Raw genomic sequence first — 15,233 nt, forward strand, 5'->3', positions numbered from 1 at the left:
CTATGATTATTTTGAAATCGTCCCATGAAATTGAATGTATCCGCAAGGCAAGTAAGCTTACAGCAGACACGTTGTCCTTGTTAGTAGAAAAGGCTAAACCTGGCATCACGACGCTTGAGTTAGATACAATTGCCGAAGAATATATTCGCAGCCACGGTGGTATACCAAGTTGTAAAGGGTACTATGGATTCCCTGCTACAATCTGTGCTTCTATTAATGATGAAGTTGTTCATGGTATTCCGAGCGCTAAGCGTAAGCTTAAAAATGGTGATGTCCTCAGTATTGATCTTGTATCATCTATTGATGGATATCACGGCGATTCGGCTGTGACAATTCCTATCGGTCACGTCAAACCCGATGTGATGAAATTGTTAAAAGTTACAGAAGAGAGTCTGTTCAAGGGAATTGAACAAGTGAAAGTTGGCAACCGTATTGGTGCTATCGGTCATGCTGTTCAAACGTATTGTGAGAAACATGGTTACGGTGTCGTTCGCGACTTCGTAGGCCATGGTTTAGGTCGCGAAATGCATGAAGATCCACAAATACCAAACTATGGTAGTCCTGATCAAGGACCTTTAATGAAACCAGGTATGGTATTGTGTATTGAACCTATGATTACATTAGGGTCTTATCGTGTTCATGTATTAGGGGATGACTGGACAGCAGTTACCGTAGATGGTAAACCTGCTGCTCATTTCGAACATACAGTGGTTGTTACAGAAAACGGCCCTGAAATATTAACCATGCGTGATGAACCGCGGTTAATTAAATAAACAGGTAACCGGAGGAAAAGATATGTCAAAAGAAGACGTTATTGAGGTGGAAGGTACGGTAGTTGAGGCTTTACCGAATGCTATGTTCCAAGTTGAATTGGAAAATGGTCATATCGTATTGGCTCATGTGTCAGGTAAAATGCGTATGAATTTTATCCGTATTCTTCCTGGTGATAAAGTTACTATGGAACTGACACCGTATGACTTAAATCGTGGTCGCATCACCTATCGCTTTAAATAAGCATAGGGTCCACAAAGGAGGTACTAATGAAGGTTCAACCATCAGTTAAAAAGATATGCGAAAAATGTAAAATCATTAAACGCAAAGGCCGCGTAATGGTTATTTGCGAAAATCCAAAACATAAACAAAAACAAGGATAATCTGATAGGAGGTGGATGATTAGATGGCACGTATCGCCGGTGTAGATTTACCTCGTGATAAACGAGTGGAAATTGGTTTAACTTATATTTATGGTATTGGTCCAACTTTAGCATCTGAAATCATTGCTAAAACTGGCATCAATCCTGACACACGTGTTCGTGATCTTTCTGAAGATGAAGTAGCGAAAATCCGTGAATTGTTAGATGCTGATTACAAAGTTGAAGGTGACCTTCGTCGTGAAGAAGCTCTTAACATTAAACGCTTAATTGAAATCAACTCCTATCGAGGCAAACGTCATCGTATGGGTTTACCACTTCGTGGTCAACGTACTAAAACGAATGCACGTACTCGCAAAGGTCCTAGAAAAGCAATTGCTGGTAAAAAGAAATAAGATAAAGGAGGGATAAAGCGTGGCTAAAAAAGTTGTTAGAACTAAAAGAAAAGAAAAGAAACATATTGAATCCGGTGCGGCTCATATTCGTTCTACATTCAATAACACTATCGTAACTTTAACAGATACAAACGGTAATGCGTTGTCTTGGGCTTCCGCTGGTGGCTTGGGCTTCCGTGGTTCCCGTAAATCCACTCCATTTGCTGCTCAAATGGCTGCTGAACAAGCTGCTAAAGCTGCAATGGAACACGGTCTTCGCACTGTTGAAGTATTCGTAAAAGGTCCTGGATCCGGCCGTGAAGCTGCAATCCGTGCTTTACAAGCTGCAGGTCTTGAAGTTACTTCCATTAAAGACGTAACTCCAATTCCTCACAATGGTTGTCGCCCTCCAAAACGCCGTCGTGTATAATATATAGACGGCCGTTTTGACGGCCGTGCTATAATTAAACTAAGAACGTGTGTTATATAGGAGGATGTTCCTGATGAGCGAAGAAAAGAAACTTAAAATCGAGAAAGTGGACATCGCCGAAGGCGGTCGCTATGGTAAATTCGTATGCGAACCATTAGATCGTGGCTATGGTATCACTCTCGGTAATAGCTTGCGCAGAATTTTGCTTTCATCCTTGGATGGGGCAGCTATCACCTCTATCAAAATTGATGGAGTTCTTCATGAATTCTCTACCATTCCTGGTATTCGCGAAGACGTTACAGATATCATTCTTAACCTAAAGCAATTGTGCATTAAAGTTGAAGAAGATGTTCAATTACCTTTAGAAGTTCATTTTGACTTCCAAAAGGATGGCGTATTGACAGCTGCTGACTTATCTGAGCAATTCCCACCAGAAGTGGAAGTATTGAATCCTGAACTCGTGATTGCGACAATGGATGAGACAGCTCATCTCGTTATGGACGTAATGATCGAACGTGGCAAAGGTTACGTTCCATCCACGAAGAATAAAAAAGATACAGATGTAATCGGTTGTATTCCAATTGATTCTATTTATTCTCCAATTCTTCGTGCCAAATACGAAGTGAGTGATGTTCGTGTAGGCAATGAAATGGACTTTGACAAACTTACATTGGAAGTTTGGACTGATGGTTCCATTACTGCTGCTGATGCAGTGGCAAAATCTGCTGCCATTATGATTGGTTATTTAGGGAACTTCACTAAATTAGCACACTCTGCAGATGTTGTAGATGTAAACACAGGTGAAGGCGGTATCGTTGTTGATCCAGTAGGTTCCGATAATGAAGAACCAGCTGTAGATGACGGCCCAGCAAAGATTTCCATTGATGAATTGGAACTCTCTGTTCGTGCGTATAACTGCTTGAAACGTGCTGGCATTAATACAATTGCAGATTTGCTAGACAAAACCATTGATGACTTAGGAAAAGTTCGCAATTTAGGCAAAAAATCCATCGATGAAATTGAGGAGAAACTCAACAATCATCCAGGTGGTTTTCAACTTAAACAAAAAGGCGAATAAGGAGGAAGACGAATGTACAGAAAATTAGGCCGCGACAGCTCCGCTCGTAAAGCGTTGTTCCGTAGCATGTTAACATCTTTCTTCCAATATGAGCGTATTGAAACTACAGAGGCTAAAGCGAAAGAACTTCGCTCTTTAGCTGATCAAATGGTAACTTTGGCTAAACGTGGTGATCTTCATGCACGTCGCCAAGTTCTTGCATACCTCATGGATGAAAGCGTAGTAAAAAAATTGTTTGATACAATTGCTCCAAAATATGCAGACCGTCAAGGTGGTTACACTCGTGTAATCAAAACTGGTCTTCGCAAAGGTGACGCTGCACCTTTGGCTATTATCGAGTTAGTTTAATCAAACTCATACGGTGTTGTAACTTATGTTGCAGCACCGTTTTTTTATTGTCAATTTTATGGTACAATCGACTAGTATAATATCGTAATATGTTAGCAGTTATCGTAAATAATGAATGTGAATTGTTAACCGTCTATATAAAATTCAAGATATTATTACATTTAAATTTCATTAATAGGATATATTAAAGTAATAGTATTATGTTCATATAGGTATGATAGGTAACGTAAATAGTTCTATTTTTAAAACGAAATTGACTAGAAAGATATGAGGTTATCCATGAATAAAAAAGACATTATGATTGAGGTCAATCATATGAGTCATATTTATACTGATGAAAATGGCAATGATGTACACGCATTAAATGATGTGAGTTTATCGATCAAACGAGGAGAATTTGTTTGTATCATCGGTACTAATGGGAGTGGTAAAAGTACACTTGCGAAACATTTTAATGTACTTTTACAACCTAGTGAAGGTTATATCAATGTATGTGGCTTTGATACGCGTGACGAAGCACATATCTGGGATATACGTCAACATGTAGGTATGGTATTTCAAAATCCTGATAACCAAATTGTAGCGGCCGTTGTAGAAGAGGACGTTGCCTTTGGTCCTGAAAATCTAGGTATTCCAAGTGAGGAAATTAGAAAACGTGTTGATGCTGCCTTAGAGGCTGTTAATATGACTGAATATAGAGAACATGGTCCTCATTTATTGTCTGGTGGTCAAAAGCAACGTATTGCTATTGCTGGGGTATTGGCAATGAAACCAGATTGTATCGTTCTTGATGAGCCAACAGCTATGCTTGATCCAAAAGGTCGTCGTGAAGTACTAGAAACAGTTCATAAACTTAATAAAGAGGAAGGTATCACTATTATCTATATTACGCACTTCATGGAGGAAGCTGTTACGGCAGACCGTGTAGTAGTTATGAAAAATGGAGTGAAATTACATGATGGTACACCGCGTGAAATTTTTAGACATGTAGATACTCTAAAAGGTCTTGGACTTGATGTACCAGTGGCTTCTGAAATTGCTTTCAAATTAAATGAAAAAGGCTTTGAAATTGGTAAAAGTATTATCAATAATGAAGAGTTAGCAGAAGGTCTTAAGCATTCTAAATTGGCTAACCAATTACTAAGTAAGCATAATGTAGGAGTTAATACAATTAGTTCTCCTATTAATGAACACACAAATGTGGTAAGAGGGGAGGGCACACACTAATGGCGATTATATTAGATAATATTACCTATACTTATGGTGTAGGTACTCCATTTGAAAAGACAGCCCTTCATGGCATATCTCTTACCATTGAAAATGGTGAGTTTCTTGGCATTATAGGTCATACTGGATCTGGTAAGTCTACCTTTGTACAACATTTAAATGGTTTACTACATCCTACAACTGGCACAGTTACCGTAAATGGTATAGATATTAGTGCATCTACAGAGGAAGCCAAAAAGATGCGTCATAAGGTAGGCATGGTGTTTCAATATCCAGAACATCAGTTATTTGAAGAAACTATTGCCGAAGATATTGCCTTTGGCCCTAAAAACTTAGGGCTTAGTGCAGATGAAGTAGATGAACGCGTACGAGAGGCTATGAAATTTGTAGGTCTTGATTACAATACCTATGCAGAGCGCTCTCCATTCCATTTGTCTGGTGGTCAAATGCGTCGTGTTGCCATTGCTGGTGTAGTGGCTATGGATCCAGATTTTTTAGTTCTTGATGAGCCATCGGCAGGTCTTGACCCATTTGGTCGTGAAGAAATCTTTGAAGAAATTATTCGCCTTCATAAGGAAAAGGGCATTACGGTAATCCTTGTATCACATAACATGGAAGATATTTCTCGTATGGCATCTCGCCTTGTAGTACTTGATAAAGGTCGCATCGTTCTCGATGGACAGCCAATGGATATTTTTAATAATCATCGTGATGAATTACAGGCTGTTGGTGTAGACGTACCACCAGTATCTGTAACTATGGAGTACTTGCGTGAACAGGGCTTAGATGTATCTAATCGTGTATTATCTGTAGATGATGCAGTACAAGCCATTTTAGAAGGAGGTAGCCATGTTAAATAACATTACTATTGGGCAATACTTCCCAGGAAACTCCTTCTTGCATCGCATGGACCCTCGTGCAAAGATTATTGCTACCACTATATTCGTTGTAGCTATCTTCCTAGCGAATTCTCCTTTAGCATATGGATTAGTTGGTGCATTTACCATCTTTGCTATGTTGTTATCAAGGTTGCCATTACGATTAATGTGGTCTGCTATTAAACCTCTTTGGATTATCATCGTATTTACCTTGGGTATTCATATTTTTACGACACCAGGTACTTCACTTTTCCAATGGGGCGTTATTAATATTACTGACCAAGGGTTGGCCATGGGCCTTCAAATGGCGGCGCGATTAATCTTTTTAATCTTGTTCTCGTCCTTATTGACCTACACGACATCTCCAATTCGTTTGACCGATGGCATTGAACATTTACTCAATCCATTCCGTTGCATTGGTGTACCTGCTCATGAATTAGCTATGATGATGACTATTGCGTTGCGTTTCATCCCTACTTTATTGGATGAGACAGATCGTATTATGAAAGCCCAATCTGCTCGTGGTGCAGATTTTGTGACTGGATCCATCATTCAACGTGCTAAAAACATGGTACCACTTTTAGTGCCATTGTTTATTAGTGCTTTTAGAAGAGCTGATGATCTAGCTATTGCCATGGAGGCTCGCTGTTATAGAGGTGGTGTTAATCGTACGCGGATGAAAGAATTACAAGTTACCTATGTAGATTTTATCGGTGTAGGGGCTGTCGTTTTGGTTACCATTGTACTTATCGTTTTATGGTGGCTTGATCTATGAGAAATATACGTATCATAGTCGCTTATGATGGTACTGATTTAGCTGGTTATCAAAAGCAACCTGACGATAAGGGCTTAACGGTGCAAGGCTGTTTAGAATATGGATTGTCAAAAATTTGCAATGAATCAATCCAAATCTACGGTGCTTCTAGAACTGATGCAGGTGTACATGCAAAGTATCAAGTATGTACGTTCCAAACATCTGGATCTATACCGGCAGAAAATATTCCTCGTGCTATGATTGCTCATATCCCAAAGGATATAGTTGTTCTGGACGCGGTGGAAATCCCTCTAGATTGGAAGCCACGGTGGAATATATATGGTAAGGAATATGTATATACAATACATAATCAAGTCATTGCTAATCCTTTGACAAAACGATATCATTGGCACGTTAAGAAACCTCTTAATATTAATCTCATGCAAGCTGCTGGTAATAAACTAGTAGGTACTCATGATTTTACAACCTTAAAGGGAACGAATTCAACGCCTGCTGATCCGGTAAAGACTATTATGGGAATCCATGTAGAGGCAGAAGGACCTCATGTTACAATTTCTGTAGTGGGTGATGGTTTCCTATACCACATGGTTCGCAATATTGCAGGACTCCTCGTAGATGTAGGCCTTGGTAGACGCAAGGTTGAGGATATTAAGGGCTATTTAGCCGCTAAAGATCGTCGTGTAATAGGAAAAACGGCACCAGCGCAAGGTTTGTGCTTAGAGGAAATCTTTTTTACCGAAGAACGGCAACAAGAGGTGTTACAGAATAAATATTCTATATAATTTTATATAGAGTTTACTGTTATAATACATTTAAAACGATAACTATTAATACCAAAAGGATACTACTTAATATGTAGTATCCTTTTCTCTTATAATTTTTAGTTATAATACCTTAGTTTATACCTATGATTATGTGAAATGATACATTGTAAACCTAAAATATAAATGATACAATGTCGATGTAAGACAGGTTCGTACTATATATTTATAGTAAAATAGTAGAGTAGACTCTTGTCAGCAGTATAATTTTTATCCTAAGGAGGGTGAATCTCTTGCAAAAACGTAAAGATTTTATCTGGAAAATGGGCGGCCAACAAGGTGAAGGTATTGAGAGTTGTGGCGAAATCATGGCAACAATACTTGCTAAAGAAGGCTATTCCTTGTATAGCCAACGTTTATTTGCATCTCGTATCAAAGGTGGTCATACAACATTTGCGTTGCGCGTTGCATTAGAACAAGTTATGTCCATTGGTGAAGGCGTAGACTTCTTGCTGTCTCTTGATCAAGAAACAGTTGATATGCATGGTTCTGAAGTTCGTGAGGGCGGTTACATCATCTGTGACAGCAAAGTAAATCCTGACTTCTCTAAATTTGAAGGTACAAAGGTTAATTGCTTGTCCTTACCAATCTCTGAAACAGCAATGAAACAAGGTTCCTTGTTGATGCGTAATATCGTAGCACTTGGTATGTCTGTAGCACTTCTTGGATTTGATACTAAGATGTTTAAAGATGCGATTGCTGCTAAATTTGCGAAAAAATCCCAAGAAATCGTGGATAAAAACTTAGCTGCCTTTGATGATGGTCATAGCCTTGTAATGGAACAATTGGGCGATGTGGAAATCGATACATTGCCAGCTCCTGGTAAGAAAGATCAAATGTTCTTATTAGGTAATGAAGCATGTGCTTTAGGTGCTATTGCTGCAGGCTCTCGTTTCATGGCATCTTATCCTATTACTCCAGCATCTGAAGTAATGGAATATATGATTAAAAATATGGATAAATTGGGTGCTACAATCGTTCAAACAGAGGACGAAATCGCAGCATGCATGACAGCTATGGGTGGCGTATACGCAGGTGTCCGTGGCTTCACATGTACTTCTGGCCCGGGGCTTTCCTTGATGGCTGAATCCTTATCCATGGCTTCCATGGCTGAATTGCCAATGGTTGTTATCGACGTTCAACGTTCTGGCCCATCTACAGGTATGGCTACAAAGGTTGAACAATCCGATATTGATGCGGCTTGCTACAATGCACATGGCGATTACTCTGGTATTGTAATTTCTCCAACATCTATCGAAGAATGCTTCTATGAAATCCAAAAAGCTTTCAACTTGGCAGAAATGTACCAATGTCCAGTTATCTTCATGCCTGATTTACAACAAGGTTTGAATAAACAATCCGTTCCTTCCTTCGATTTGAACCGTGTACCTATTAACCGCGGTAAAATGATGAAAGAAGCTGATCTTCCTACATTGGAACAACCTAATTACTTTAAACGCTTTGAATTGACTGAAGATGGTATTTCTCCACGTACAATTCCTGGTATGAAAAATGGTCTATTCCTTTCCACAGGTCTAGAACATAATGAAGAAGGTAAACCAGCGGAAGCACCTACAATGCACGTAGCGCAAACTGATAAACGTTTCCGCAAATTGGAAACTGTAGCTGATAACTATGAACCATTCTTGAACAATGCTAAATACGACGAAGCAGATGTACTTGTTATTGGTATGGCGTCTAGCCGTGGTGCTATTGAAGAAGCTGTTGCTGAATTCGATCAAGAAGGCGTTAAAGTTAACCACTTACAATTGCGCTTGATTAAACCATTCCCTGCAAAACAATTGAAACCATTCATGGATGCTGCGAAAAAAGTGGTTATCGTTGAGCACAATGCAACAGGTCAATTGACTAACTTATTTAAAATCAACATGCATAAGAAATCTAAAATTTCCAGCTGCTTGAAATACGATGGTAATCCATTCACAAAAAGTTATGTGAAAAATGCGATTAAGGAGGTCCTATAATATGACAACAGCTAAAGATTACAGAAACGATATTCGTCCTAACTGGTGTCCAGGCTGTGGCCATTATGGGGTTCAAGCAGCGATTACTGACGCTGTAGTAGCGAAAAATATTCCACCAGAAAAATTAGCAGTAATTTCCGGTATCGGTTGCTCTAGCCGTATCGGTGGCTATTTCTACGCATATGGTGCTCATACAACTCATGGTCGTGCGCTTCCTTACGCACAAGGTGTTAAACTTGCTAACCAAGACTTAGAAGTTATCGCTTGCTCTGGTGATGGCGATGCGTTCGCTATTGGTATGGGTCACACTATTCATGCTTTTAAACGTAATGTAAATATGACATACATTGTAATGGATAACCATGTATATGGTTTGACTAAAGGTCAAGCATCCCCTCGTTCCGATATTGGTTTTGTTACTAAAACAACTCCTCGTGGAGCGTTTGAATCTCCATTGTCCGTTTGTGAAACTGCAATTGCTGCTGGTGCAACCTTTGTAGCACAAGGTTATATGATTAACCGTGCACAACTTGTAGATTTGATTCAACAAGCAATGGATCATGAAGGTTTCTCCTTCATCAACGTATTCAGTCCATGTGTTACATACAATAAACACAACAGCTATGACTGGTTCAAAGAACATTTGGTAGAATTGCCAGAAGGTTATGACCCAACAGATCGTGCAGCAGCACTTAAAACATTGGGTGAAACTGATGGCTTGGTAACAGGTGTTATCTATCAAGATACTACTAAACCTTCCTTCGAAAAAGCTATGGCTGCAGCAAATGGTGGCCCACATCCTCGTCCATTGACAGAAGATGTAGTAAAACCAGATCAAGCGCTATTTGATAGCCTTTGCAATCAATTTAAATAATCTTATTTAAATTGGATTGTTTATGATCTATGCCCCTCTTTACTGGATGTCCAGCAAAGAGGGGCTTTTATATTATGGCATTATGAATAGTATAATTACTTTATATTGCTATGAATAACTATGGTTATTTTGTTATGCTATGGATAGTATCATTACTTTACGGAGTTTTTCTTACTTGATATACTAATTTATAATTTAGGATGTCTATAGAAGATTATCCAGAATTACAAAGTCAAGATACGATTCGCGATGCAATGCAACAAAACTCTTACTTGCAAAAAGAAATTACTGCAGCTAGAACATGAAGGGGATACTATGAAGTCTTATGAAAAAGGAATTAGCTTGTCTATTTGGAGCTTGAGCTGGCCTATATTTATTGAAGTATTCCTGCAGTTGTTAGTAGGGAATATTGACCAATTGATGATGAGCCATTACTCACCTGAAGCTGTGGCTGCGGTAGCTAATGCAAATCAAATTTTGAATATCTTTATTATGCTCATCATTGTAATGAGTACAGCTACGACGATTTTGATCGCTCAATATTTAGGGGCTCGGAATCAGTCGAAGCTATCAGAGGTGTGTACGGTTAGCTTGGTACTGAATTTTTTCTTCTCATCTATAGCGGCCGTATTCTTTATTACCTGTCATAAATGGATCTTTACGTGGCTTGGTATTCCGCCAGAAACGATGAGTGATACATCTGTATACACAACCATTGTGGCAGCAGGATTACCCATCCAGGCCATGTACTATGCATTGGTAGCTGTATTTAGGGGGCATTCATTAACACGTATTACCATGTATATTGCATTGGTTATGAATGTTATCCATATTGTGACTAACTATATATTGATATTTGGCCATGGCCCAATACCAAGCCTAGGTGTATTAGGGGTATCAATTTCCACCTGGTTATCTAAGGTGGTTGGACTCGTAATTATCGGCTATGCATTTAAGAAGTTGCTTACTTTAGAGGTGAGCTTTACATTCTTAAAACCATTCCCGTGGCATACCATTAAGTCTCTACTGAATATCAGTGTTCCCTCTGGTGGTGAAACCTTGAGCTATCAGTTATCTCAGACAACGATTATGAAAATGGTCAATATTTTGGGGTTAGCTGTTATTAATACAAAGGTGTATGTATCTGTTATAGCCATGCTTTGCTATGTATATACTATAGCACTAGCAAATGCGTCTCAAGTTATTGTGGGTTACCTGATGGGGGCTAAACGGCAAACTGAGGTGACAAATCGTGTATGGCATTCTATGTTTTTAGCCATTGCTATTAGTGTAGGCCTGGCTACGTTCTTTTATAGTACCAGTGATATTGTACTATCCGTATTTACTACGGATCCAGAAATTCTATTGTTAGCACATAGTGTTTTACTGGTTGAGATTTTCCTTGAGTTAGGGCGTGCCGTTAACATTGTTATGGTTGGCTGCTTACAAGCAGCAGGGGATATTAGGACACCGATGCTCGTAGGCATTTTTGGCATGTGGCTATGCGCCGTACCATTGTCCTATCTATTTGGTATTTACTGGGAATGGGGGCTCGTAGGCATTTGGATTGCCATGGCTGCTGATGAAATTTTACGCGGATTATTATTTGTATATCGCTGGTATAGTGGTAAATGGAAAAATAGACATCTCATTGAGGTGTAGTTTTATATTTTTCTGATTGCCGTTAATTATTTAGTAGTTTGTAAATGTAGTTAGCCTTACATTGGAGCGTGTATGGCTAATTATTTGTGAAAGCAGGTTTATATGAGTAAGACAGTAGGTATTATTGGCTTAGGCCTATTAGGTGGTTCGTTGGCAAAGGCTTTAAAGGCTTATACTGATTATGAGGTAGTGGGCTATGCACGTCGTCAAGAGGTTTGTGATGCGGCTATTCAAGATGGTGTTGTGAATGCTGCTTGGACTGAGGTAGAACCATTGATTGATAATTCTGATATTGTCGTATTTTCTTTGCCACCGGATACAAATGCAAGACTATTTACAGAAACGGCACATCTCTTTAGACCAGGACAAGTTGTGACCGATGTGTCTAGTGCAAAGGAAAACTTTGTACGAGCTGTATATAGTTCTATTCCAAAAGGGACTATTTTTGTATCTATTCATCCTATGGCGGGCTCTGAAAAAGGTGGCTATGAAGTGTCTCATAAAAACCTATTTAAAGGTATGGGTTGGATTGTACTAGAGGATAAGGCCTCTGATGTATATAGTGAGAAAGTAGCTCAAGAGCTAGCTGAAATGGGGCGTGCTGTAGGATCACGTATTGAGTTTGTCGATATCTATGCTCACGATGCATATTTAGCCATGGTTAGCCATATGCCACATTTATTGGCATCCATTTTAACTCAAGTTTCTGGTGGTGATGAACTAGGCGAGTTGCGTATGAAATTATCCGCAGGAGGCTTTAGAGACTGTACGCGTGTAGCCGGCGGTTTGCCATCTATGTGGCGCGAAATCATCTACGGAAATAGAGATAATGTAATCGAAGGGCTTTCACAGATCGAATCTGAAATTCAACACGTAAAAGAGATACTTTCACAAGAAGACGAAGGTCAAGCTTTAGAATCCTATCTTGAACGAGGGCGAGAAATCCGCGGTAAATTACCATATTTAACAGGACAAATAAAGAATAGCTAATGGTAAATAACGATTAGGCATTGTGTTATTAACAAATCAGAATTAATGCAGTATGATAGTATATAGATGCAATTGTGCAGCTAAAGTTACATTATTGAAATAGTAAGATGTGTATACTAAAATTAGTAAAGAAGATACATACAATATATATTATTTAGTTAAGGGAGAAATCATGAGTTTGTTAGAAGAAACCTGTGGCACTATTATAGGTCGCAGTCATGAGATTGAACAACATATAATTGATAGTTGGAATGTGGGATCACCTATAGAGCAATATGGTCGACTTGTAAATGTGGTAGCTCAATATGGGGCAGCTACGAATCAAGACCCTGTTACCATTCCTAAGCCATGTATGATTATCGCATCTGCAGACCATGGTGTGGCAGATATGGGGGTAAGTGCATACCCAAAGGAAACAACTATTGGAATGACGCAAAACTATCTCATTCCTAAAGGAGCTGGTGCTAACTCCTTAGCTAATTACTGTGGCGCTCAAATGGAAGTTATTGACATGGGCGTTGATGCGGATATGAGTTGGGTTCCAGGATTGCGTAGTCATAAGCTTGGAATGGGCACGAAAAACTTTGCAGAAGAACCGGCCATGACGCGTGAGCAAGCTATAGAAGGTATTGAAACAGGTATTCGTCTTGTAAAAGAGAAAATCGATGAAGGCTTTAATGTCTTCTTAGTAGGGGAAATGGGCATTTCCAATACTACAGCTAGTGCTCTTATGACGGCTAAATTTGCAGGACTCACTGCGGAGGAAGCGACAGGTCGTGGCACTAATATTTCTGATGAACGTCTTAAATTAAAGCGACGCATTGTGCATGATGTATTAGAGAAATATAAAGATATTCCGAAGGACGATGCTATCGGAATCCTTGCGGCTGTAGGGGGCTTTGAATTTACTTGTATCGTAGGTGTTATTTTAGGCGCTGCAGCTAATAAGGCACTCGTTATTATTGATGGTTTTAATACATCCGCTTGTGCATTGGTGGCCAAAACATTGGTGCCACAGGCGATGGATTATGTGATGGCGTCTCATTTATCTGCTGAAAAAGCGGCTAAATCGTCATTAGAAAATTTAGGGCTTGAAGCTTATGTTGATTTAGGTTTATGTCTTGGCGAGGCCTCAGGCGGCTCCATTCAAATGGGGATGCTTGACCTTGCTGTTCATATGTATTTGGCTGTTACAGGAGGTAAGGCATGAGAACTTTTACAATCGAACCATTACATGCGCCATCCATGGAAGCATGCCGATTACGTATTGATAATTTAACAAAACCTATTTACAGTCTTGCTACGTTAGAGTTAATAGCAGAACGTTTTGCAGGTATTCTGGCAGATCCTAAACCTAATCACTTGCGTCATGGTGTGCTCATTGTGGCATCGGATCATTTGGTAGATGGGCCTCAAAATAGTCAGCATGGTTGTGAAAGTTATGAGGTTATCAAGCGTTTTAGTATAGGTAGAACGGCTACGCAAGGTGCGGCATCTAAGTTACATGCAGCTGTGCAGGTTGTAAATGTAGGCCTTGAACAAGACACAACGGATTTAACAAATATTGACCAAAAGGTTATTCGTAAGGGTTCCCACTTTTTCGGTGTAGAACCAGTTATTTCTCATGAAGAATTAGAAGAAGCTCTTGACTTAGGTTTTAATTATGCTGATAAACTACATGATGATGGATTACAAGTCGTTGCTATTGGTAATATCGGTGAACGGGCATTTCTTGATTCTCTCGTAACGACTGCAACTATAACAGGTTGTGAATTTAGCGATATTCTTGTTCATACTGAATGTGGCCCTACTATTGAACAGCGAGCGGCTCATATTCATTCTTTTGTAGATCGTTTTAATATCGCTGTTGATGATTGGTCTGCTTTGAGTGAAAGCGAGCGCCGTAATGCGGTATTGCATTTACTTCATATTGCAGGCGGTTTAGATATTGCATTCTTAACAGGCTTTATCTTAGGTGCTGCTAGTCATCGTATGGCTATTGTTTTTGATAATGCAGTAACAGGTGCTGCTATATTGGCTGCTGTTACCATTGAGCCATTAGTAAAAGACTATGTATTCCCATCGGCTGCTTATGAGGAACCAATTCATAAGGAACAATGTCGATTCCTTGGAATAAAACCATGTTTACACTATAATTTACAAATTGATGAAGCATTGGGTTCCACAATGGGGCTATCTATTATCGATGCATCCATGCATATGTTAAATGATATGAAAACCTTCGTGGAAGCTGAGGTAAAAGCGGCTGAAGATGGTGCCGGTAAAGGTAGACAAAAGAATAAAGAGTAATCTATATAAACGAGGGGTTATTAAATCCCTCGTTTTATATATTTTATGTTCGATTATGCAAAATTAACTGAGAATTTCATGGAAAAACCATTGACACTATATGTGTAAATTGATATTATTATAGGGCAGTCAGGACAGACTTAAATTCTTCTTGACGACAGATTGATGATTATGTTATATTAATTATCGGTTCTGTATGCGGGAATAGCTCAGCGGTAGAGCACCGCCTTGCCAAGGCGGGGGTCGCGAGTTCGAATCTCGTTTCCCGCTCCATACATTCCTCGATAGCTCAGTTGGTAGAGCAATCGGCTGTTAACCGATCGGTCGTAG

Annotated in this window: 17 protein-coding genes and 1 tRNA gene; all 18 read left to right on the plus strand. The window is 39.4% G+C overall.

The genetic code is table 11. The features are described 5' to 3' along the window. Window positions 1–2: 2 nt before the first annotated feature. The 18 genes from map (at window position 3) to RWP19_RS07760 (ending at window position 15,176) form a co-directional block, all read left to right on the plus strand. Window positions 3–773 carry a type I methionyl aminopeptidase gene (gene map / locus RWP19_RS07675; RefSeq protein WP_314357165.1) on the plus strand — a complete coding sequence of 257 codons (771 nt, stop codon included), beginning with the start codon at window positions 3–5 and terminating at the stop codon, window positions 771–773. A gap of 22 nt (window positions 774–795) precedes the next feature. Then, entirely contained in the window at window positions 796–1,014 is a 219-nt protein-coding gene (gene infA / locus RWP19_RS07680) for a translation initiation factor IF-1 (protein WP_004695147.1), read from the plus strand. 26 nt (window positions 1,015–1,040) lie between these two features. Next, on the plus strand, window positions 1,041–1,154 hold the full coding sequence (gene rpmJ, locus RWP19_RS07685) for a 50S ribosomal protein L36 (protein ID WP_004695148.1): 114 nt from the start codon (window positions 1,041–1,043) through the stop codon (window positions 1,152–1,154). 23 nt (window positions 1,155–1,177) lie between these two features. Then, window positions 1,178–1,546 (plus strand): 30S ribosomal protein S13, encoded by a 369-nt coding sequence (gene rpsM, locus RWP19_RS07690; RefSeq protein ID WP_004695149.1) that lies wholly within the window; start codon window positions 1,178–1,180, stop codon window positions 1,544–1,546. A 19-nt stretch (window positions 1,547–1,565) separates the two neighbouring features. Then, a complete protein-coding gene (rpsK, locus tag RWP19_RS07695) occupies window positions 1,566–1,955 on the plus strand; it encodes a 30S ribosomal protein S11 (protein ID WP_004695151.1) in 390 nt (129 codons plus the stop codon). A gap of 73 nt (window positions 1,956–2,028) precedes the next feature. Continuing rightward, window positions 2,029–3,033, plus strand: a complete 1,005-nt coding sequence (locus tag RWP19_RS07700; RefSeq protein WP_314357167.1) for a DNA-directed RNA polymerase subunit alpha — start codon at window positions 2,029–2,031, stop codon at window positions 3,031–3,033. Between the two features lie 12 nt (window positions 3,034–3,045). Continuing rightward, the gene (rplQ, locus tag RWP19_RS07705) at window positions 3,046–3,381 is read left to right on the plus strand and encodes a 50S ribosomal protein L17 (RefSeq protein WP_004695155.1); all 336 of its coding nucleotides are present in this window, start codon (window positions 3,046–3,048) and stop codon (window positions 3,379–3,381) included. Between the two features lie 279 nt (window positions 3,382–3,660). After that, entirely contained in the window at window positions 3,661–4,608 is a 948-nt protein-coding gene (locus tag RWP19_RS07710; protein ID WP_314357168.1) for an energy-coupling factor transporter ATPase, read from the plus strand. After that, a complete protein-coding gene (locus tag RWP19_RS07715; RefSeq protein ID WP_295210130.1) occupies window positions 4,608–5,468 on the plus strand; it encodes an energy-coupling factor transporter ATPase in 861 nt (286 codons plus the stop codon). The genes RWP19_RS07710 and RWP19_RS07715 overlap by 1 nt, the downstream gene beginning before the upstream one ends. Continuing rightward, entirely contained in the window at window positions 5,458–6,261 is an 804-nt protein-coding gene (locus tag RWP19_RS07720; RefSeq protein WP_295259665.1) for an energy-coupling factor transporter transmembrane protein EcfT, read from the plus strand. Before RWP19_RS07715 ends, RWP19_RS07720 begins: the two co-directional genes overlap by 11 nt. Next, complete coding sequence (gene truA / locus RWP19_RS07725) at window positions 6,258–7,043, plus strand: tRNA pseudouridine(38-40) synthase TruA (protein ID WP_295210136.1); 786 nt, start codon at window positions 6,258–6,260, stop codon at window positions 7,041–7,043. The genes RWP19_RS07720 and truA overlap by 4 nt, the downstream gene beginning before the upstream one ends. 272 nt (window positions 7,044–7,315) lie before the next feature. After that, window positions 7,316–9,067 (plus strand): 2-oxoacid:acceptor oxidoreductase subunit alpha, encoded by a 1,752-nt coding sequence (locus tag RWP19_RS07730; RefSeq protein ID WP_314357169.1) that lies wholly within the window; start codon window positions 7,316–7,318, stop codon window positions 9,065–9,067. Window position 9,068: 1 nt separating this feature from the next. Continuing rightward, the gene (locus RWP19_RS07735; protein ID WP_314357170.1) at window positions 9,069–9,941 is read left to right on the plus strand and encodes a 2-oxoacid:ferredoxin oxidoreductase subunit beta; all 873 of its coding nucleotides are present in this window, start codon (window positions 9,069–9,071) and stop codon (window positions 9,939–9,941) included. Window positions 9,942–10,256: 315 nt separating this feature from the next. Beyond that, complete coding sequence (locus RWP19_RS07740) at window positions 10,257–11,603, plus strand: MATE family efflux transporter (RefSeq protein ID WP_314357172.1); 1,347 nt, start codon at window positions 10,257–10,259, stop codon at window positions 11,601–11,603. Between the two features lie 102 nt (window positions 11,604–11,705). Continuing rightward, the gene (locus tag RWP19_RS07745; protein WP_314357173.1) at window positions 11,706–12,593 is read left to right on the plus strand and encodes a prephenate dehydrogenase/arogenate dehydrogenase family protein; all 888 of its coding nucleotides are present in this window, start codon (window positions 11,706–11,708) and stop codon (window positions 12,591–12,593) included. Window positions 12,594–12,765: 172 nt separating this feature from the next. Beyond that, complete coding sequence (cobT, locus tag RWP19_RS07750; RefSeq protein WP_314357174.1) at window positions 12,766–13,803, plus strand: nicotinate-nucleotide--dimethylbenzimidazole phosphoribosyltransferase; 1,038 nt, start codon at window positions 12,766–12,768, stop codon at window positions 13,801–13,803. Then, on the plus strand, window positions 13,800–14,903 hold the full coding sequence (locus tag RWP19_RS07755; protein ID WP_314357175.1) for a nicotinate-nucleotide--dimethylbenzimidazole phosphoribosyltransferase: 1,104 nt from the start codon (window positions 13,800–13,802) through the stop codon (window positions 14,901–14,903). The genes cobT and RWP19_RS07755 overlap by 4 nt, the downstream gene beginning before the upstream one ends. A gap of 198 nt (window positions 14,904–15,101) precedes the next feature. Next, window positions 15,102–15,176: transfer RNA gene (locus RWP19_RS07760), tRNA-Gly, on the plus strand. The last annotated feature ends 57 nt before the right edge of the window (window positions 15,177–15,233 follow it).

It is taken from the genome of uncultured Veillonella sp. (assembly GCF_963522475.1).
In the GTDB taxonomy this organism is placed as follows: domain Bacteria; phylum Bacillota; class Negativicutes; order Veillonellales; family Veillonellaceae; genus Veillonella.